Consider the following 20,334-nt stretch of genomic DNA (forward strand, 5'->3'; position numbering starts at 1 on the left):
GAATTGATAAAATGCAAGACAATTCAACGAGGGGTATTCCTATGGTTGGCATGAAAATATGAACTACATGGAAATCTTAAGAAAAAATTATCCTTTTCCCACCTGTTATCTACGCTCATCTTATAAAATCTTTCATCATACTTAGGCTAAATCTAATCTTCTACGGAAACTTGTGCTTTTCTTATACGATTATTGCCAACTATTTATGGTTAGAATAAACTTGAAAATTCCCCATAGTGTAGAGAAAAGGAAGCTGGTGTGCGTAGCTTCCTTGTTACATAAAAGTGAAAAGATAAGGAGCGAGTCACCTTGTTTACAGTTTTCCTTAGGTTCGATCTCAAAATAGAAAGCGGCTCGCTCCATGCAACCTTTTTAATAAAATATAAGAAATGTGCTCTATCTTTTATTTATTCCCCGTTATGAAGTGAACTATACCTATTATTTTATAACGAGATCTGGTTTTTTCTTCAAGCTATGTGTACCATCAATAAAGCGAACGGTTCCACTTTTTGCTCGCATAACTACTGTTTCAGTAGTAGCATTCGTTCCTTTAAATTGAACGCCTTTTAATAATTCTCCGTCTGTAACTCCAGTAGCAGCAAAAATGGCGTCATCCCCGCTGCAAAAATCATCCATATGCAATACTTTATTAATATCCATAATACCCATTTTCGAGCAACGATCGGATTCTTCTTTATTTGCAGGAACCAATTTACCTTGTATTTCTCCCCCCAAGCATTTAAGGGCAGCAGCTGCAATAACACCTTCTGGAGCTCCACCAATTCCTAGTAACATATCCACTCCAGTTTCATCAAAAGCTGTATTGATAGCTCCTGCAACATCACCATTTGAAATTAGCTTAATGCGAGCGCCAGCCTCGCGGATTTCCTCAATTAATTTATGGTGACGTGGCCGATCCAAAACAGTTACTACTACATCTTCTACCGCTTTATTTTTTGCTTTAGCAACGGCTTGTATATTATCAAATGTAGAAGCATTAATATCAATTGTACCAACTGCTTCAGGGCCTACTGCGATTTTATCCATATACATATCTGGTGCATGTAATAATGTTCCTTTATCTGCTATTGCAATTACAGAAAGTGCATTCCAAGAGCCGTTTGCCACGATACTCGTTCCTTCTAGAGGATCAACAGCAACATCAACCCCTGGTCCATTACCTGTACCGAGCTTTTCTCCAATATATAGCATAGGTGCTTCGTCCATCTCTCCTTCGCCAATGACGACCGTACCTTGCATTGGAATTGTATCAAAAACAGCACGCATAGCGGTTGTCGCTGCATCATCTGCTTCTTCTTTCTTACCTCTTCCCATCCAACGTGCTGATTTTAAAGCTGCGGCTTCCGTGACTCTTACTAATTCCATTGATAAGCTTCTTTCCAAAGTTAACCTCTCCCTTTTGTAAACTGTCCTCATCCCAAGAAGAAGTTTGACAAAAAGTATTCTCTCTTTAACAAGCTGATTTCTTCTTAAACCATCTTTACACAACTAGTATACGACATATGATTTATAGATGAAACAATCCAACTGCAATTTATAACTTATCTATCCCATTAGAAAAAATTGATTATTCAAATAAAAAGCTGTCGCTTTGCTTCTATCATAGACCTAAAATTGTATGCTTTTCTATTGTGCCAAAAAGTCGTTACGAATTTTGTAATTCTTCAACTTCTTCCTGCGTCATCGTATCGCGCCAAATTTTTGCACCTAAATTCGTTAGCTTCTCTGTAATCTTTTCGTACCCTCGATCGATATGATCCAATCCCGTTATTTCAGTAATTCCCTCAGCCATTAAGCCGGCAATAATTAATGCTGCTCCAGCACGAAGGTCCGTAGCATTCACTTTAGCTCCTTGTAATTGCACAGGGCCTGACACAATAGCAGATCCGCCTTCTACTTTAATGGAAGCATTCATTCTGCGTAACTCGTCAATATGCTTCAATCTTGCCGTATAAATTGTGTCTGTAACAACTCCAGTACTTTCTGCTTTTGTTAGCAGCGTTGTAAACGGTTGCTGTAGATCTGTAGGGAAACCAGGATATACGAGTGTTTTTATATCTACACTTTTAAAAGGTTGTTTCGGCGCAATAAATAGTTGCTCATTATTTTCCTCGATGGGAACGCCCATTTCTCGCATCTTTGCTAATAGTGATTCCAAATGTGGAGGAATGACATTATCAATCGTTACTTCTTTTCCCATAGCAGCGGCTGCTATAGCAAATGTTCCTGCTTCAATTCGGTCCGGAATGATCGTATGACGGCAGCCGTTTAGGTAAGGAACGCCTTCTATGCGAATCACATCCGTACCAACGCCTTTAATCTTTGCCCCCATATTTGTAAGCAAAGTGGCTACATCAATAATCTCAGGCTCTTTAGCTGCATTCTCTATAATTGTCTTTCCTTTTGCTTTTACAGCAGCAAGCATAATATTGATCGTTGCCCCAACGCTAACAACATCTAGGTATATACGTGCACCAGTCAATTCCTTCGCACGCAAATAGATTGCTCCCTGTTCATTTGTAACTTCTGCTCCAAGTGCTTCAAAGCCTTTAATATGCTGGTCAATAGGTCTAGGGCCTAAAAAACAGCCACCAGGTAACCCTATAACCGCTTTTTTAAATTTCCCAAGCATTGCACCCATAAAATAATATGATGCTCTTAGTTTTTTTACTTTTCCATTTGGTAGCGGCATCGCTATCATCTTAGCAGGATCAATGTGCACGGTTTGTCCATCCCAGGAAACCGAACCTCCAATTTCCTCTAGTAAATCCCCTAATGTGTACACATCAGATATTTGCGGAAGTCCTTCTATCGTCACGTCAGAGTCAGCCAATATAGCAGCAGGTAATAATGCGACAGCACTATTTTTCGCTCCACTTATACGAACTTTGCCATTTAGAAAATGACCACCTTCAACGAACATTTTTTGCATGTAAAAACCTCACTTAAGCAAGGAACATGCGAGCGCATATCCATGCGCCCACATTTACTTGCAATCTTTATTGCAGTAAACACTGCCTTGTCTCTTAGGTTGTACAACATTTCCATTTATATGCAACTAATTTTTTTTATTCCAATCAGCCAAAAACTTTTCAATTCCTTGATCTGTTAATGGATGTGACACGAGTTGCTGAAGTACTTTAAATGGAATAGTGGCTATATGTGCACCCTTTTGTGCAGCATCTATAACATGTAAAGGATGGCGAATTGATGCAGCAATAATTTCAGTGTGAATGCTATGCTTCCTAAAAATATCAGCGATCGTTTCAATCAGGTCCATTCCGTTATGCCCAATATCATCGAGGCGACCAAGAAAAGGAGACACATAAGTTGCACCAGCACGAGCAGCAAGCAAAGCTTGATTTGCATTAAAAATAAGTGTAACGTTCGTCTTAATGTTTAAATCACTGAATGCTTTCACTGCCTTTAAGCCTTCTAGTGTCATTGGAACCTTCACTGTAATATTAGGAGCTATAGCCGCAAGCTCTTTTCCCTCTCGTATCATGCCCTCTGCATTTTCTGCAATTACTTCCGCACTAACCGAGCCAGACACTTCATTCGTTATCTCTTGCAGACGATCATGAAAAGATACACCTTCTTTTGCTACAAGACTAGGGTTTGTGGTTACCCCATCTAGAACACCAAGTGCATTTGCTTCACGAATTTCATCAATATTAGCTGTATCAATAAAGAATTTCATAAATTCCTGCCCCCTTCACATATTGTATAAAAAACTTAGCTTGTTTTTAAAACAATCTATCTTCTATATTATAAAGCATGAGCTTGTAAAAGATAAGAAAATACGTTTATGCTTTTTGTGATGAACCAAATTCACGCATTTTACCAATAACAGTTTCTTTAATCGCATCTTTACCAGGTCCTAAGTATTTACGTGGATCATATAGATCAGGGTTTTCGTTCAAAACTTCACGTACCTTATTCGCTTGAGCGATTTGATTTTCTGTATTTACATTAATTTTAGCAGTTCCAAGTGAAATAGCGCGTTGAATATCTTTTGTAGGAATACCTGTACCTCCGTGAAGTACTAAAGGTAGTTCTACTGTATCTAGAATTTCTTCCATTTCTTTGAAGCCAAGGTTAGGTTCCCCTTTATAAGGACCATGAACAGAACCAAGTGCAGGAGCTAAACAGTCAATACCTGTTGCATCAACTAATTTTTTACACTCTTTTGGATCTGCATAAATAACTCCATCGGCAACTACATCGTCTTCTTGTCCACCGACAGTTCCTAGCTCAGCTTCTACAGACACACCGTGTAAGTGAGCTAATTCCACGACTTTTTTCGTAACAGCTATATTTTCTTCTAATGGATCATGAGACGCATCAATCATAACAGAAGTGAAACCAGCATGAATTGCTTCCGCACACTTTGCAAAGCTTGAACCGTGATCTAAATGTATCGCAACAGGTACAGTTGTGCCATATGCTTCCATTAGTGATTTCACCATTGCAACAACAACATTAAAACCACCCATATATCTTGCAGCACCTTCAGAAACCCCGATAATGACAGGAGATTTTTCCTCTTCTGCAGCTTGCAAAATGGCTTGACCGTACTCTAGGTTATTTAAGTTAAATTGACCAACTGCATAACCATTTTCTTTCCCTTTTTCTAACATTTCTTTCATTGATACTAATGGCATGTATATCCTCCTCTAGATGAACATTACACCTATGTCAAAATAAATTACACTAATAGAATACCAACAACTGCACAAAGTCGCAACAATACGCTTGTGAAATTATTTCAAAATGGAGTGAACCAATTCGCAAACTTCCTTAATATTAAATGGTTTACTAAGAATGGTTACAATATTATTACAATCTTCTTTTTCTCGAACAACACCTTCTGTCATGCCAGTCATGACAATTACAGGGATTTGATTGTTTGGTTTTTCCAACTGCTTTAATACTTCAAATGCATTGAATATCGGTAATTGATAATCCATCAACACTAAATGGTAAACGGAAGCATTCATCTTTTCTAGCCCCTCTTTTCCAGTGCTAGCAGTTTCTACATGATATCCTTCTTCCGTTAGTATATCCGTTAATAGCATACAGATACCTGGCTGATCATCAACAACAAGGATTGTTTTTTTCACTATTAACTTCCCCTTTCCAAATCATTTGCCCCCAACAATACTATTCTCTATTACATAACAGATATCCTGCTGCATTTGCTGTTTATCTTAGAGAAACTTGGCTTATCTCCAAGTCTTATGGAGAAAAGCTTTTTTTCTTATACGATAAACCCTAATTTTATACTTTTTTATAGTATAAATAAAATAAAAAAGGGAGCCGCCTACCTTCACCCCGACTCCCGTTTCTAACATATCCCTTATTTATAGACTCCTTATGCTTTCTGAAAATCAACTGCCGCTCCAACAAATCCTTTAAATAAAGCTTGTGCTCGAGTCGGTCGCGATGTAAATTCTGGATGGAATTGACTTGCTACAAACCAAGGATGATCTGCAATTTCAATCGTTTCTACTAGTCGACCATCAGGGCTAGTACCAGAAAATACAAAACCGTATTCTTCCATTTGCTCACGGTAAACATTATTAAATTCATAACGATGACGGTGGCGTTCTTCAATATAATCAGCACCATTATAAGCTGCTTTCACTTTTGTACCGTCTTTTAGTTTGCAAGGGTAAACTCCAAGTCTCAATGTGCCACCAAGGTCAGAGATATCTTTTTGCTCTGGAAGCAAATCAATAATCGGGTATGCTGTATCAGGATCAATTTCTGAAGAATGCGCACCATAAAGACCTACGACATTGCGAGCAAACTCTACAGTAGCTAATTGCATACCTAAACAAATGCCTAAGAACGGAATTTTATTTTCACGTGCGTATTGAACAGCTGTGATTTTCCCTTCAATACCTCGATCACCAAATCCTCCAGGTACTAAAATCCCATCTACATGCTGTAATTGTTCATGAATCGTTTTCTCATCGAGCAACTCCGAATTCACCCAATGTACACGAATATCAGCATCATACATAAATCCAGCATGCTTCAATGCTTCTACTACGGACAAATAGGCATCCGGAAGCTCCACATATTTCCCAACTAAAGCTATATCTACTGTTTTGGATAAGTGACGCACTTTGTTTAGAAGCTCCAGCCACTCTTCCATATCTGCCTCCTTGCAGTCTAGCCCAAAATGATTACAAGTGAGCTCATCTAATCGTTGCTCTTGTAAAGCAATCGGCACTTGATACAATGTATCTGCATCTAACATTTCTATAACAGCTTTTTCATTTATATCACAAAACAAAGCTATCTTTTCCTTCATTTCTTTACTAATCGCTTGTTCGGTTCGTAACACGATAACGTCTGGCTGAATTCCTAAAGAACGTAATTCTTTGACACTGTGTTGTGTGGGTTTTGTTTTCATTTCACCAGCAGCTTGAATATAAGGAACAAGGGTACAATGCAAATACATAACGCTGTCCCTGCCTACATCTTTCTTAATTTGGCGAATAGCTTCCAAAAAAGGTAATGATTCAATATCACCAACCGTGCCACCAATCTCCGTTATAACAATGTCTGCTCCTGTCGCTTCACCCGCACGAAATACTTGTTCTTTTATTTCGTTTGTAATATGTGGTATAACTTGAACTGTTCCACCTAAATAGTCTCCACGTCGTTCTTTGCGAATGACACTTGAATACACTTTACCTGTTGTAATATTGCTATATTTATTTAGATTAATATCGATAAAGCGTTCGTAGTGACCTAAATCTAAGTCTGTCTCCGCACCATCTTCTGTCACATAAACTTCTCCATGTTGATAAGGACTCATCGTACCAGGGTCAACATTAATATAAGGGTCAAATTTTTGGATCGTCACTTGTAAACCGCGATTTTTTAATAACCTTCCTAATGAAGCAGCTGTAATTCCTTTTCCTAAAGAGGATACAACTCCTCCAGTTACAAAAATATACTTGGTCATCTTTTCTTTCCCTCTTTCTCTATATTGTGAAATGCGATAATGAAAACTTTATTCAGTAAGCTGATTGCTTACTGGATGCCTAAGTACCACATGGGTATATAAAGTAAAGATTCTTACATGAATCCATCGCTTAGGAGCTATTTTCTCTCACTTAACTTGTTTCGCATGCGTAACAAGCGGCATAAAACCCTAGCAAAAACAATAAAAGCGTCTCCCCAATCAACCGAGGAAACGCTTTGTTAATTAAAATAAAAGAGCCCAAGATAAATTGTACTGACCTCATTAAAAAAAGTCAAGGCTTTAAAGGATGTTTTAAATTTCCAGATGCATTGTATTCGTTATCCAATGTCGTTTAATTTCTATCCTCAGTTTCATCGTCATCGTCATACGCTTCATCCAAATCTTCATCATATGCTTCATCGTCAAAATCTTCGTCTAATTCTTCTGCATCATAATCTAGACCTATATCTAAATCATCATCTAAAATCTCAATATCCTCATCAACAATATCCAACTCATCTTCGTCTTTTTTCTTCTTTGCTTTTTTCTTTCTTTTCGGAGCAACATTTACTTCTTCATCCATTTTTTCTACAGGGTACCAACGCTTTAATCCCCACATATTTTCGCCAACAGTAAGAAATCTACCTTCAACATTTAAATCTGTATAAAATTGTGCAATCGCATCTTTCTTTTGCTTTTCTGTATAGCCTTTCAAATCTGCTAAACGATTAAATAAGTCTTTAAAGTGAAATGATTTTCTTTCTTCTGCCAGTAATAAGCTAGCCAACTCAATCATTGGCATTTTTTGAATTTCTTCGTGGCTATATTGATTTAAGCTCACGGTCATGCACTCCCTTTAATTTATATTGATGGCTTCTATACCGTTTATTTCATAATAATGAGGTTGCATAATAGAAATGGTTCTCTGTTTGAACACGCACGAATAATATATTATGTAACCTACTTTTGTTCTATCCCTCTATTCTCTTTAATGGATATGAACAACATAATTGAAACCACTTTAACCATACCATACATTATAAACAAAATTATATAGTTTATGCTAGAGATAAAGCAGAAAAAATGCAAGTAAAATGTAGATAGTGACCGCTACGGAAAAACACTACGATTTCCATGGACTGGAGCTCAGACTCCTCGAAAGAAAACAGTTCGCTTTTTTCCTGGGGGGACTTTCCACTGCGCTTTCCCACCGGACAAGGGAAGCTGCGTCAGCGAAACATCGCATGAAGAAAATGACTGTTCATTTTCGAGGAGTCTCCGTGTTTTTCCTCCGCTAACTTAATAGTATCAACTGTCGCTATTTTGGACTGTATCCGCTCGCTCTTACGCAATCCAATCTACTTAACAAACGGATAGTGTATATTTCCATCATGCACCAAGGTATGTTGAAAGCAAAGCGACCCAAACGTGAACCATTTTTGTTCTTCTAGTTGGATTGTCCATCCTTGTTCTTGTTGCTTTTCTTTGATAACCTTGTTCGCCTGCACGAGCACTTTATACATCACATATTGAAGACGTTCTTCCAAACAGACTAAATCATATGATTTTTTATTTATGTTAGAAAAGCTTGTCTATCGTAAGCATTTATAACGATAGAACACCGTCGTTTTGCTTAAACTATAAATCTTAAAAAATCTATAGTGTGAAAAAGAAAAACTTCGCATGAGAAACGTTATACTCATACAAAGCTTTTTGGTTTCCAACGAGATGGTATGCCTGCTTTCTTTAGCTTTTATCGCTCAAGGATTTAGCCTGAATAGATTGTATTAGAAATTGAATTTGGCTATCCATGTAAGTCTCCAGTGTAAATTGCTTTTGTAACATCCATCTCCGAAATCCCCACATCTGCCCTTGAATAAAAATATTATTGGCAAGGAGTTGCCGCTCATTCGAGTTCAAGGAATGAGGAAAGCATTTAGCAATAACTCGCTCTAACATAGACACCATATCTTTTTCTTTCTGTAGCACATAATCTTTACTCTCTTTTTTTAGCGACTTTACTTCTTGGTACATAATGATGACTTCTTCTTGCATGTCATCCATTAAATAAAAATAGGAACGAATTACATTAATAAAATGCGCCAAGGAAGAATTATCAGGATCAATTTGTGCTTCTAAACGTTCACGTACCTGTAAATAAATAGAGTCACATACAAGAAATAGAATGTCTTCTTTTGTACGAATGTATTCATATAAAGTTCCGATGCTAAACCCGGCTTCTTTGGCAATTTCTCTTGTTGTTGTCCGATGGAACCCCTTTTTTTCAAACAAACTAATCGCGGATCTAATAATTTGATTCCGTCGCTTCTCAATTAACGACGGATCTTTGATGGAAGAAAGGATCGAGTTCATTTCCTTCACTCCTTCCCGTTAGGTACTTGGATTCCCACATGCGGCAGTAGCTAATAGCTTAAAACACAAGCTATACGAACGACATCACACACATTGTAAACAGATGTCACCTTACAGTCCGTTTCGTGTTAAAGAGTTAAGATATCATTTTGTAAGCATCCTACCAATGACGAGACGTTGAATTTCATTTGTTCCTTCATATATTTGGGTGATTTTTGCATCTCGCATGTATCGTTCGACAGGATAATCTTTCGTATATCCGTAACCACCAAATATTTGTACAGCCTCCACCGTAATCCTCATCGCGGCATCACCTGCGAACAACTTCGACATAGCAGAAGCCTTTCCGTATTCCATACCCTGTGATTCCAACCAAGCTGCTTGATACGTCAGTAAGCGAGCAGCTTCTACCTCTGTAGCCATGTCTGCTAATTTAAACGAAATACCTTGATTTGCTGCAATTGGCTTACCAAATTGTACCCTTTCCTTGGCATACGTGGTCGCAGCATCCAAAGCACCTTGCGCAATTCCTAATGCCTGTGCCGCAATACCATTTCGCCCACCATCTAACGTGCTCATTGCTATTTTAAACCCTTCCCCTTCGTTACCAAGTCGATTTGCTTTTGGTATACGGCAATTTTCAAAAATTAATTCCGTTGTCGGTGAAGATCGAATTCCGAGCTTTTTTTCTTTTTTACCAAATGAAAATCCTTTTGTTCCTTTTTCAACGATAAATGCTGTAATACCTTTATGCTTAGCATCAGCGTCTGTTTTAGCAAAAACAATATACATATCTGCTACCTCGCCGTTGGTAATCCACACTTTATTACCGTTTAAAATGTAACTGTCTCCATCTTCTTTTGCAGTTGTTGACATAGACACAACATCACTTCCCGCAGCAGGTTCGGATAAAGCATAGGCACCTAACGCCTTTCCAGTTGCTAAGCGATGCAAAAAGTTGTGCTTTTGTTCTTCTGAACCGTACTTATAAATTGGCCAACTCGCTAAAGATACATGCGCAGATAAAGTGACGCCTGTCGAAGCACATACACGTGACAGCTCTTCAACAGCTATAACATAACTCATATAATCAGAGCCAATCCCGCCATATTCTTCTGGCCAAGGAATTCCCGTTAGCCCAAGTTCTGCCATCTGGTCAAAAATCACCCGATCAAATCGCTCTTCTTCATCTCGTTCTGCAGCTGAAGGTTCTACTTCATTTTCCGCAAATTCGCGTACCATTTTTTTTAGCATCTTTTGTTCATCCGTAAGATCAAAATTCATGGACATTTCCTCCTTATTGTTTGAGTAAATTTTTAGCTACCACCATGCGTTGAATTTCACTCGAGCCTTCGTATATTTCCGTAATTTTTGCGTCACGGAACAGTCGTTCAACAGGATAATCTTCCGTATAGCCGTAACCACCAAATATTTGCACCGCTTCAATGGCATTATCTACAGCTACTTTAGAAGCGTGTAATTTAGCCATGGAAACTTCTTTCCCTGATGTCACACCACGCTCTACGAAATGAGTTGCTTGGTAGACGAGTAGTTTAGCCGCCTCTGTCCGAGTTGCCATGTCCGCTAATTTAAAGGAAATGCCTTGGTTTTCTGCAATTGACTTGCCAAATTGCTTTCGTTCTTTGGCATACTTTGTTGCCTGCTCTAGCGCTGCTTCACTTATTCCAAGCGCTTGAGCCGCTATACCAATTCTACCGATATTTAAATTATGCATGGCAATTTTAAACCCTTTTCCTTCTTCTCCCAAAAGTTGTTCTTTGCTAATGCGACAATTGTCAAACGTCAGTGTCACTGTATTGGATCCGTGTAGCCCCATTTTCTTCTCTGGTTTACCAATGATAAGCCCGGGAGTATCCCGCTCCACGATAAACGCACTAATTTCTCTTTCTCCTGTACGCGCAAAGGTGATATATGTATCAGCCACACCACCATTTGTGATAAACACTTTCGACCCATTTAAAATGTATACCTCTCCGTCTTTCACAGCTTTTGTTTTTAGACTTGCTGCATCCGATCCTGCATTCGGCTCTGTTAAAGCAAAAGCCCCTAAATATTCACCACTTGCCAGTTTAGGAAGGTAAAAATCCTTTTGCTGTTCCGTACCAAAATAAAGAATCGGATTCGTTCCAACAGATGTATGGACGGATAAAATAACACCTACCGTTGCACTCACCTTTGATATCTCATGAATGGTTTGAATATACGCAGTGTAATCCATTCCTGCTCCGCCATATTTCTCTGGAATAGGAATTCCCATTAGTCCAAGCTCTCCCATTTGCTTGACGACTTCTATTGGAAAGCGATCCTCCTCTTCCATAAGAGGTACCGCCTTCAAGATTTCGGTTTGCGCAAAATCTCTCACCATTTTATTTAGCATTTGTTGCTCGTCGGTCCAACGCAGCATATTGTTTTCCCCCTCGATCTTTACAAGTTTTTATGTATACACATAAAAACCTCGACCTGTTTTTTTACCTAACCATCCCGCTTGCACATATTGCTTAAGTAACGGGCAAGGTCGGTATTTACTATCGGAAAAGCCTTCATGCAGTACCTCCATAATGTACAAACATGTATCCAAACCAATAAAGTCAGCGAGTGTTAACGGACCCATCGGATGATTCATACCTAGTTTCATCGATGTATCTATATCTTCTGCCGTAGCAACTCCTTCTTGTAATGTATAAATAGCCTCGTTAATCATTGGCATTAATATACGGTTGGAAACAAAACCTGGGAAATCCGCGACAGTAACTGGCGTTTTATGTAATGCTCTCGCCATTTGCTCAACTTTAAAATAGGTTTCATCACTTGTTTGTAATCCCCGAATAATTTCCACCAACTCCATAATTGGAACCGGATTCATAAAATGCATGCCAATCACCCGGTCAGGGCGATTCGTCGCAGATGCTAGTTTAGTAATTGGCAAAGATGACGTATTAGAAGCTAAAATAGTACGTGCTGGCGCTAATTGGTCCAACTCTTTAAAAATAGCCGCTTTTGCATCCATATTTTCGATGACAGCCTCAATAACGATATCCGCCTTTTCCACAGCTTCTACCTTCTCTGCACGTTGCAATCTTTGCAGCGTTTCATCACGTTGTTCTTCCGTTATTCGTTCTTTTTCAAAAGCTCGTTGTACAAACGTGTGAATTCTTTTCATACCATTATCCAATGATGCGACATGTTTATCATATACGACTACATGAAACCCAGCTTGAGCACAGACCTGGGCAATTCCTGCCCCCATTTGCCCAGCGCCTATGACCATCACTTGTTTAATATCCAATTCCTCTCCCCCTTGTTAATTACTGTTTAGGTACTTCGATTAAAACAGCGTCACCTTGACCTCCTCCGCTACAAATTGCAGCAATGCCAAGTCCACCCCCACGTCGTTTAAGCTCATAAATAAGCGTTAGAATAATCCGCGCTCCACTTGCACCGATTGGATGACCCAATGCAACTGCCCCACCATTTACATTCACCTTTTCCGGATCAATCCCGGCAATTTTGCCACTCGCTAATGCCACTGCAGCAAACGCTTCATTAATTTCAAATAAATCAATTTCTTCTTTGGAATACCCCGTTTTTTCCAATAATTGATTAATAACTAGACCTGGTGTTTTCGGAAAATCTTCTGCAGGAACAGCAATTTCCGTATGCCCTTTTATAACTGCTAATGCTTCTTTTCCAAGTTCAGAAGCTTTTTCATCTGACATAACAACAAATGCACATGCACCATCATTTATCCCCGGAGCATTCCCTGCGGTGATCGTACCATCTCGGTCAAATGCCGATCGAAGCTTCGCTAGTTTTTCTATGCTCGTATCTTTTCTTGGAGCTTCATCTTGATCGACAATAATTGGCCCCCCCCTACGTTGTGGCACTTCCATAGCTACAATCTCTTCAGCAAACTTGCCATCCTCTATCGCTTCTACAGCACGTTGATGGCTGCGATACGCCCATTCATCCTGTTCCTCTCGCGTTAAATCATACTCTGCTGCTGTCGTATTGCCATACGTTCCCATATGCACACCATGGAAAGAACAAGTCAATCCATCATGTACCATCATATCGACAACTTTCTTGTCACCCATTCGATTACCCCAACGAGCATCTGGTAAAAAGTATGGAGCATTACTCATGCTCTCCATCCCACCAGCAACAATGATATCTTCATCTCCTAAACGAATAAGCTGGTTTGCTAATGTAACACTTCGTAATCCCGAGGCACATACCTTGTTCACCGTTTCTGTCTTCACTTCCCAAGGAATTCCTGCTTCCCTGGCTGCTTGTCTAGAAGGAATTTGCCCTTGACCGCCCTGTAAAACATTTCCTATAATTACCTCATCTACATCACTACCAGTTATATGGGCACGTTTTAATGCTTCTTCAATAGCCTTCCCCCCTAACTGTGAAGCGGTAAAAGGTTGTAGTGCACCACCAAACTTTCCAAACGGAGTCCTAGCTCCAGATACAATCACTGCTTCTCTCATAACTTATTAATCACTCCTTTATTTTGATTGAACGCTCGCTCATCGTTTCATTCGGAATATGTTCAAAAAGCTAGTTACTTAGAAAAACTTGGCTTGTCGCCAAGTCCTTATGGCGAAAGGCGTAGTTTTTCTGATACTATAAACCATTAAACTTATACTTTCCTATAGTGGAATAAAGGCTCGGGGCGCCCGGTTAGCAACGTAGCGACTGGAACGAATCAACGAAAGTTTTAGGAATCATGCTCCTGCAACAGGAGTATGCCGGCGCCCTCCGGCAAGCCCGTCTTTAGTCGGCCTTCCTATTTAGAACGAACCGATGATGACTTATCCGTAGGGCGATTTCGCGAAGTCGCCTAGTTGCTGGACGCTGGAGCCGGACATGGTTATTTCGTTGAACGTATGCCAAAGCAACAAATTTTACACTTTCTTATACTATAAATCTAAAAGCTTTATCCTTTCCTATAGTGGTAAATATTCTATAGACTATTAGAATAACAGGTATTGTGCAATATTCGAAGTGTTTTTATTGCAAATTTGTTAGAAAAACTTGGCTTGTCGCCAAGTCTTATCGCGAAAGCCTTTGTTTTTCTTTATACGATAAACCCCAGAACTTTGTACTTTCCTATGGTAAGCAGTTAAAGACAATTTCACGCTGTCACACCATTCTATTAAGCGGATTTTATTTGTTCTTCATTACATACAGAAATAGCTAAAATCTCTGCTACATCCATCGTGCTAATATCCTCTTCTACTTCTTTCGCTTTTGTACCATCACTGATCATCGTTAAACAATACGGGCATGCACTAGAAATCATGTTCGGCTTAACCGCTAACGCTTGCTCTGTACGCGCAACATTAATACGATTTCCTGTCGTTTCCTCAGCCCACATTAACCCACCACCTGCTCCACAGCACATCCCATTTTCTCTCGTACGTTGCATTTCTACCAATTCTAACCCTGGAATAGCTTGGAGAATCTCCCGCGGCGGATCGTATACGCCATTATACCTTCCTAGGTAACAAGAATCATGGTATGTCAGCCTTTGGTTAATCGCTTTTTGAGGCTTCAACTTCCCTTCTATCAATAAATCATATAATAATTGGGTATGGTGGTAGACTTCCGCTTCAAATCCAAAATCTGGATACTCATTTTTAAAAATATTGTATGCATGTGGATCAATCGTAACTATTTTTTTCACATCATTTTTCGTAAATTCTCTAATATTTTTCTCCGCTATTTCCTGGAATAAGAACTCATTCCCTATCCGACGAGCTGTGTCTCCAGAATTCGCTTCTTTATTTCCTAAAATCGCAAAGCTCACACCAGCTTGGTTTAATAACTTGGCAAACGCAATAGCAATTTTTTGACTCCGGTTATCATATGCTCCCATAGAACTAACCCAAAATAAGTATTCGAAATCTTTGCCTTCTTTACTTAATTCTTTCATCGTTGGTATGTGCACAGACTCATCTTGTTCACGCCACTTGATGCGATCTTTTTTCGATAATCCCCATGGATTGCCTTGTCGCTCAATATTCATAACTGCTCGTTGAACATCTTGATCCATCTTTCCCTCTGTCATGACCAAGTACCTGCGCATATCGATTATCGTTCCTACATGCTCATTGTTAACAGGGCAGGCATCTTCGCAGTTGCGGCACGTTGTACAACCAGCCAATTCTTCTTCTGTAATGACATCGCCAATTAAACTTGCGCTTTGCACAGTGGCAGCAGCCTCTTGTTTTGCAGTGGCTTGATTGCCCGTAGTGTTGGCAAATGCATAGGCTGGGACCCATGGCGACTTTCCAGTAATTGCTGCGCCTTTTTCTGTTAAATGATCTCGTACTTTAATCATAATATCCATTGGCGATAGCATTTTCCCTGTACCTGCAGCAGGACAAACATCTGTACATCTACCGCATTCTACACATGCATAAAAATCAATCATTTGATGCTGTTCAAAATCTTCCACTTTCCCAACACCGAATGCGATCTCTTCTTCCTCTTGATCTTCGTCCATATCAAAATCAATTTTCTTTAACTTACCTGGTACACGCTTACTTAAAAACACATTAATTGGTGCAGCAATTAAATGGGCATGCTTGGATTGTGGGACGTAAACAAGGAACACAAGGATTGTGATCGTATGAATCCACCAAGCGACATAAAATAATACCATAGCAGCAGTAGATGACAACCAAGAAAACGCCATCGCAATGACACTTGCAACGGGCTCCGTCCACGTTACATCATGACCGTGCCATAATAATGCCATTCCATTTCCAAATAACACAGAGATCATTAATGTACCAATAAACAATAAAACTAAACCTGCCTTAAACCCGCGTTTAAGACGGACAAGTTTTTCAATATAACGGCGATAAAAAGCCCATATCACCGCTACAAGAATCATTAATGTTACTAATTCCTGAAAAAATACAAACCCTGGATAAAGCGGCCCAAAAGGTAAGTGGTTTCCAGGTGATAAACCCTTAATAAACATGTCCATCGCACCAAATTGTACGAGAATAAATCCATAAAACATCATGACATGAATAATGCCAGATTTTTTATCCTTTAAAAGTTTCGACTGACCAAAAACAATTTTCCCTATTCTTCTGAATCGCTCTTTAAACTCCCCATCAAACTCTGACTTTTTCCCTAAACGAATATAAGCCACCCGTGTAGCTACGACTTTTGCAAATAAGTACACCCCATAAATCGTAATGACGGTAAACGCAATGGCATTTACTAACAAAAATGTATTCACTTCACTCACTCCCCCTTATCATGCAGTAGAACAATTTGAATAGGTGCACAACTCTCCCTTGACAACGATTTCATTTTTCAGAAAAATGGTTTGTTTTTAAATCTTATATTTACTACTATAAATATGAATGATCATTCAGTCAACTGTTTTTCTACTATATTTTCTCTTTTAAATAAGAAAGAATAAAGTTTTTTACATCTTTCTGTGAACAAGTATTATAAGTCCCGACATCTTTTTTGGGGTAACAATGAAAGGATTCTTATCTAACTTGTAACAGAATTAATACAGTCCAAGTATCATGGATAAAACAAATTCATATATTATAAAAACTTGGATTGTAGCGAAATCTGTAGTTTTTCTTATACTATAATCGGTTAAATTTTTTACTTTCTTACTAATAGGATAAAAGTGACGTTCTCCTAGTTCATATTATACGGTTTTCAAAACCATATTTTTACATGTAAACGTATTCTTTGTGAATACTTATAAAGAGAGGTAAATGTCATAAAAAAATCACATGTGATTACTTTCACAATATGATATTTTTGTTATACTATTAATAGAAGCTTTAAATTTATGAAGGAGGTAGTTCTATGACTACTACTACTTTATCCCCTTGGAGAACTTTCCGTAGTGGGAAATGGGAACAAGACGTTAATGTTAGAGACTTTATTATACGCAACTTTACTGGCTACGAAGGTGATGAACAATTTCTAGCTAAACCTACACAAAACACTTTAGATCTTTGGAAACAAGTAACAGAACTTACTGCAAAAGAACGCGAAGCTGGTGGCGTATTAGATATGGATACAAAAATCCCTTCTACCATTACGTCACATGGTCCTGGATATCTTGATAAAGATAAAGAAACCATTGTCGGCGTTCAAACAGATAAACCATTTAAACGTGGTTTAATGCCATTTGGTGGTATTCGCATGGCGAAAAATTCATGTGAAGCATATGGCTATGAGTTAGATAAAGAAACGGAGCACATTTTTACGGAATATCGCAAAACACATAACCAAGGCGTATTTGACGCTTACACTCCAGATATGAGAAAAGCACGTAAAGCTGGTATCATCACAGGTTTGCCTGACGCTTATGGACGTGGTCGAATTATCGGTGACTACCGTCGTGTTGCACTATATGGTGTAGACTTCTTAATTAAGAAAAAACAAGAAGAACTTACATTGTTAGAAAACGACGGTGTTATGACTGAAGATATCATTAAACAACGTGAAGAGCATAATGAACAAATAAGAGCATTGCACGAATTAAAACAGTTAGCAGAAAGCTATGGATTTGATATTTCTAAACCAGCTACAAATGCGCAAGAAGCTATTCAATGGGTATACTTGGCTTATTTAGCTGCGATTAAAGAACAAAATGGTGCCGCAATGAGTTTAGGGCGTGTATCTACATTCCTAGACATTTATATTGATCGCGACCTACAAGAAGGTCACCTAACAGAAGAACAAGCACAAGAACTTATTGACCATTTTGTTATGAAATTGCGTTTAGTGAAATTCGCTCGTACTCCAGAATATAATGAATTATTTAGCGGGGACCCTACTTGGGTAACAGAATCCATTGGTGGTGTAAGCTTACAAGGTGAGCCGCTTGTTACAAAGAGCTCATTCCGTTTCTTACACACATTAACGAACTTGGGACCTGCTCCGGAGCCTAACTTAACGATTCTTTGGTCTACAAAATTACCAGAAGCGTTTAAAAAATATTGTGCTAAAATGTCCATTGAATCAAGCTCCATCCAATATGAAAATGACGATTTAATGCGTAAACATTACGGTGATGACTACGGTATCGCTTGTTGTGTAAGTGCGATGGAAATCGGTAAACAAATGCAATTCTTTGGCGCACGCGCTAACTTAGCTAAGGCTTTACTTTATGCGATTAATGGTGGCGTAGATGAAAAATTCAAAATGCAAGTAGCACCACCACTTCGTCCGATTACTTCTGATGTGTTAGACTTTGAAGAAGTTATGGAACGTTACGATGTCATCTTAGATTGGTTAGCTAAGCTATACATGAATACATTAAACGTCATTCACTTCATGCATGATAAATATGCGTATGAACGTATTGAAATGGCACTACACGACAAAGACGTTCTTCGTACAATGGCAGGAGGTATTGCTGGACTAAGCGTTGTTGCAGATAGCCTAAGTGCTATTAAACACGCAAAAGTTCATGTTATTCGTGATGAAGACGGCTTAGCAGTAGATTATCGTATTGAAGGGGACTTCCCTAAATATGGTAACAACAATGATGAAGTGGATTCCATAGCTGTAGACGTTGTGAATAGATTTATGAATAAGTTCCGTCAACACGAAACATACCGTAATGCTGTACCAACATTATCTATCTTAACAATTACTTCAAACGTTGTTTACGGTAAGAAAACAGGTAACACACCAGACGGACGTCGTGCTGGTGAGCCATTTGCACCAGGTGCTAACCCACTTCATGGTCGTGATCAATCTGGAGCACTTGCATCCTTGAACAGTGTTGCTAAAATACCTTATGAAAACTCATTAGACGGTATTTCTAATACAACAAGCTTTGTTCCAAAAGCACTAGGTAAAACAGAAGATGAACGTACGAGCAACTTAGTATCCATTCTTGATGGCTATGCAAGCAAAGAAGGACATCACTTAAACATTAACGTATTTGACCGTGAAACGTTAGAAGATGCCATGGAGCATCCAGAACTATACCCACAATTAACGATTCGTGTTAGTGGATATGCAGTAAACTTCATTAAACTTACTAAAGAGCAACAGCTCGATGTTATTAACCGTACATTCCATAAAGGATTGTAAGCATAATTGTAACTTAATTTTGTTAGGGAGGGCATTTATCCTGCCCTTCCGCCTTAAAGAAGGGGGCTTTACCAATGATCGGAAGAATTCACTCGATAGAAACATGCGGCACAGTAGACGGACCAGGTTTGCGTTATGTCATCTTTTTACAAGGCTGTCTGCTTCGATGTCAATTTTGCCATAACCCCGACACGTGGGACGTAAAAGGCGGGGTTGAGAAAAGTGTAGCCGAAATCATCACAGACCTAAAAGACTACCTCCCATACATTAAGAGCAGTGGAGGAATTACGGTTAGTGGCGGAGAACCATTATTACAAATTGATTTTCTGCTGGAGCTGTTTAAGGAATGCAAAAAATTAGGCGTCCACACGGCAATTGATACATCAGCTGGATGTTTTCGGGAAAGCCCTACCTTTTTAAGGAAAGTGGAGGAATTATTAAGTGTTACAGATCTTGTACTCTTAGATATTAAGCATTTAGATAATGATTTACACAAACAGCTTACAGGGATGCCTAACGCGCATATCTTGAAATTTGCGGAACTATTAGCCGAGAAAAATACACCTGTTTGGATTCGCCGTGTTCTTATTCCAGAAAGAACAAATGACCCAGACGAATTAGCAAGGCTAAATGATTTCATTAAAAATATGGGTAATGTACAAAAAGTTGAAGTACTTCCGTATCATAAGATGGGAATTTATAAATGGGAACATTTAAATTTAGAATACCCACTTGCTGGTGTCGAACCACCTACAGAAGAAGAAGTGAAGCGCGCTAAAGAAATACTTTCTATTCCCGCTGAATCGTAGAATCGTTAGTCGAAATCATCACAA

Annotated in this window: 16 protein-coding genes; 2 read left to right on the forward strand and 14 right to left on the reverse strand. The window is 38.9% G+C overall.

The annotated features are described in order from the left end of the window. Positions 1 to 438: 438 nt before the first annotated feature. The 14 genes from glpX to B2C77_RS18895 all read right to left on the reverse strand — a co-directional run bounded on the left by glpX (position 439) and on the right by B2C77_RS18895 (position 16,661). Positions 439 to 1,404: a class II fructose-bisphosphatase gene (glpX, locus tag B2C77_RS18835; protein WP_077706431.1), complete on the reverse strand. Its 966-nt coding sequence runs from the start codon at positions 1,402 to 1,404 to the stop codon at positions 439 to 441. A 262-nt stretch (positions 1,405 to 1,666) separates the two neighbouring features. Continuing rightward, a complete protein-coding gene (gene murA / locus B2C77_RS18840; RefSeq protein WP_077706432.1) occupies positions 1,667 to 2,953 on the reverse strand; it encodes a UDP-N-acetylglucosamine 1-carboxyvinyltransferase in 1,287 nt (428 codons plus the stop codon). A gap of 126 nt (positions 2,954 to 3,079) precedes the next feature. Beyond that, entirely contained in the window at positions 3,080 to 3,721 is a 642-nt protein-coding gene (fsa, locus tag B2C77_RS18845; RefSeq protein ID WP_077706433.1) for a fructose-6-phosphate aldolase, read from the reverse strand. Positions 3,722 to 3,827: 106 nt separating this feature from the next. Next, positions 3,828 to 4,685, reverse strand: coding sequence for a class II fructose-bisphosphate aldolase (locus B2C77_RS18850; protein WP_077706436.1), 858 nt, complete (start codon positions 4,683 to 4,685; stop codon positions 3,828 to 3,830). Between the two features lie 99 nt (positions 4,686 to 4,784). Continuing rightward, a complete protein-coding gene (locus tag B2C77_RS18855; RefSeq protein ID WP_077706437.1) occupies positions 4,785 to 5,144 on the reverse strand; it encodes a response regulator in 360 nt (119 codons plus the stop codon). Between the two features lie 251 nt (positions 5,145 to 5,395). Beyond that, positions 5,396 to 7,003 carry a CTP synthase gene (gene pyrG / locus B2C77_RS18860; protein WP_077706438.1) on the reverse strand — a complete coding sequence of 536 codons (1,608 nt, stop codon included), beginning with the start codon at positions 7,001 to 7,003 and terminating at the stop codon, positions 5,396 to 5,398. 352 nt (positions 7,004 to 7,355) lie between these two features. Then, positions 7,356 to 7,844, reverse strand: a complete 489-nt coding sequence (rpoE, locus tag B2C77_RS18865) for a DNA-directed RNA polymerase subunit delta (RefSeq protein WP_077706439.1) — start codon at positions 7,842 to 7,844, stop codon at positions 7,356 to 7,358. Positions 7,845 to 8,361: 517 nt separating this feature from the next. After that, on the reverse strand, positions 8,362 to 8,550 hold the full coding sequence (locus B2C77_RS21485) for a hypothetical protein (protein ID WP_141130767.1): 189 nt from the start codon (positions 8,548 to 8,550) through the stop codon (positions 8,362 to 8,364). A 199-nt stretch (positions 8,551 to 8,749) separates the two neighbouring features. Beyond that, complete coding sequence (locus B2C77_RS18870) at positions 8,750 to 9,376, reverse strand: TetR/AcrR family transcriptional regulator (RefSeq protein ID WP_077706441.1); 627 nt, start codon at positions 9,374 to 9,376, stop codon at positions 8,750 to 8,752. Between the two features lie 144 nt (positions 9,377 to 9,520). After that, positions 9,521 to 10,660, reverse strand: a complete 1,140-nt coding sequence (locus B2C77_RS18875) for an acyl-CoA dehydrogenase (RefSeq protein WP_077706442.1) — start codon at positions 10,658 to 10,660, stop codon at positions 9,521 to 9,523. Between the two features lie 13 nt (positions 10,661 to 10,673). Continuing rightward, positions 10,674 to 11,801: an acyl-CoA dehydrogenase gene (locus B2C77_RS18880; RefSeq protein ID WP_077706444.1), complete on the reverse strand. Its 1,128-nt coding sequence runs from the start codon at positions 11,799 to 11,801 to the stop codon at positions 10,674 to 10,676. Between the two features lie 30 nt (positions 11,802 to 11,831). Beyond that, entirely contained in the window at positions 11,832 to 12,683 is an 852-nt protein-coding gene (locus tag B2C77_RS18885) for a 3-hydroxybutyryl-CoA dehydrogenase (protein WP_077706445.1), read from the reverse strand. 19 nt (positions 12,684 to 12,702) lie between these two features. Further along, entirely contained in the window at positions 12,703 to 13,890 is a 1,188-nt protein-coding gene (locus tag B2C77_RS18890; protein WP_077706447.1) for an acetyl-CoA C-acetyltransferase, read from the reverse strand. Positions 13,891 to 14,558: 668 nt separating this feature from the next. Next, positions 14,559 to 16,661, reverse strand: coding sequence for a (Fe-S)-binding protein (locus tag B2C77_RS18895; protein ID WP_077706448.1), 2,103 nt, complete (start codon positions 16,659 to 16,661; stop codon positions 14,559 to 14,561). 593 nt (positions 16,662 to 17,254) lie between these two features. Between B2C77_RS18895 and pflB the strand changes: the two genes are divergently transcribed. Both pflB and pflA read left to right on the forward strand, forming a co-directional pair. After that, the gene (gene pflB, locus B2C77_RS18900; protein ID WP_077706450.1) at positions 17,255 to 19,501 is read left to right on the forward strand and encodes a formate C-acetyltransferase; all 2,247 of its coding nucleotides are present in this window, start codon (positions 17,255 to 17,257) and stop codon (positions 19,499 to 19,501) included. A 74-nt stretch (positions 19,502 to 19,575) separates the two neighbouring features. Further along, on the forward strand, positions 19,576 to 20,310 hold the full coding sequence (pflA, locus tag B2C77_RS18905; RefSeq protein ID WP_077706451.1) for a pyruvate formate-lyase-activating protein: 735 nt from the start codon (positions 19,576 to 19,578) through the stop codon (positions 20,308 to 20,310). Positions 20,311 to 20,334 lie beyond the last annotated feature (24 nt).

It is taken from the genome of Virgibacillus dokdonensis, from assembly GCF_900166595.1.
GTDB lineage: Bacteria > Bacillota > Bacilli > Bacillales > Amphibacillaceae > Virgibacillus > Virgibacillus dokdonensis.

Excerpts from the sequence above, each read along its gene's own strand:
- murA (WP_077706432.1), bottom strand. The coding sequence starts at position 2,953 with ATGCAAAAAATGTTCGTTGAAGGTGGTCATTTTCTAAATGGCAAAGTT.
- fsa (WP_077706433.1), bottom strand. The coding sequence starts at position 3,721 with ATGAAATTCTTTATTGATACAGCTAATATTGATGAAATTCGTGAAGCA.
- B2C77_RS18850 (WP_077706436.1), bottom strand. The coding sequence starts at position 4,685 with ATGCCATTAGTATCAATGAAAGAAATGTTAGAAAAAGGGAAAGAAAAT.
- pyrG (WP_077706438.1), bottom strand. The coding sequence starts at position 7,003 with ATGACCAAGTATATTTTTGTAACTGGAGGAGTTGTATCCTCTTTAGGA.
- B2C77_RS18870 (WP_077706441.1), bottom strand. The coding sequence starts at position 9,376 with ATGAACTCGATCCTTTCTTCCATCAAAGATCCGTCGTTAATTGAGAAG.
- B2C77_RS18875 (WP_077706442.1), bottom strand. The coding sequence starts at position 10,660 with ATGAATTTTGATCTTACGGATGAACAAAAGATGCTAAAAAAAATGGTA.
- B2C77_RS18880 (WP_077706444.1), bottom strand. The coding sequence starts at position 11,801 with ATGCTGCGTTGGACCGACGAGCAACAAATGCTAAATAAAATGGTGAGA.
- B2C77_RS18890 (WP_077706447.1), bottom strand. The coding sequence starts at position 13,890 with ATGAGAGAAGCAGTGATTGTATCTGGAGCTAGGACTCCGTTTGGAAAG.
- pflB (WP_077706450.1), top strand. The coding sequence starts at position 17,255 with ATGACTACTACTACTTTATCCCCTTGGAGAACTTTCCGTAGTGGGAAA.
- pflA (WP_077706451.1), top strand. The coding sequence starts at position 19,576 with ATGATCGGAAGAATTCACTCGATAGAAACATGCGGCACAGTAGACGGA.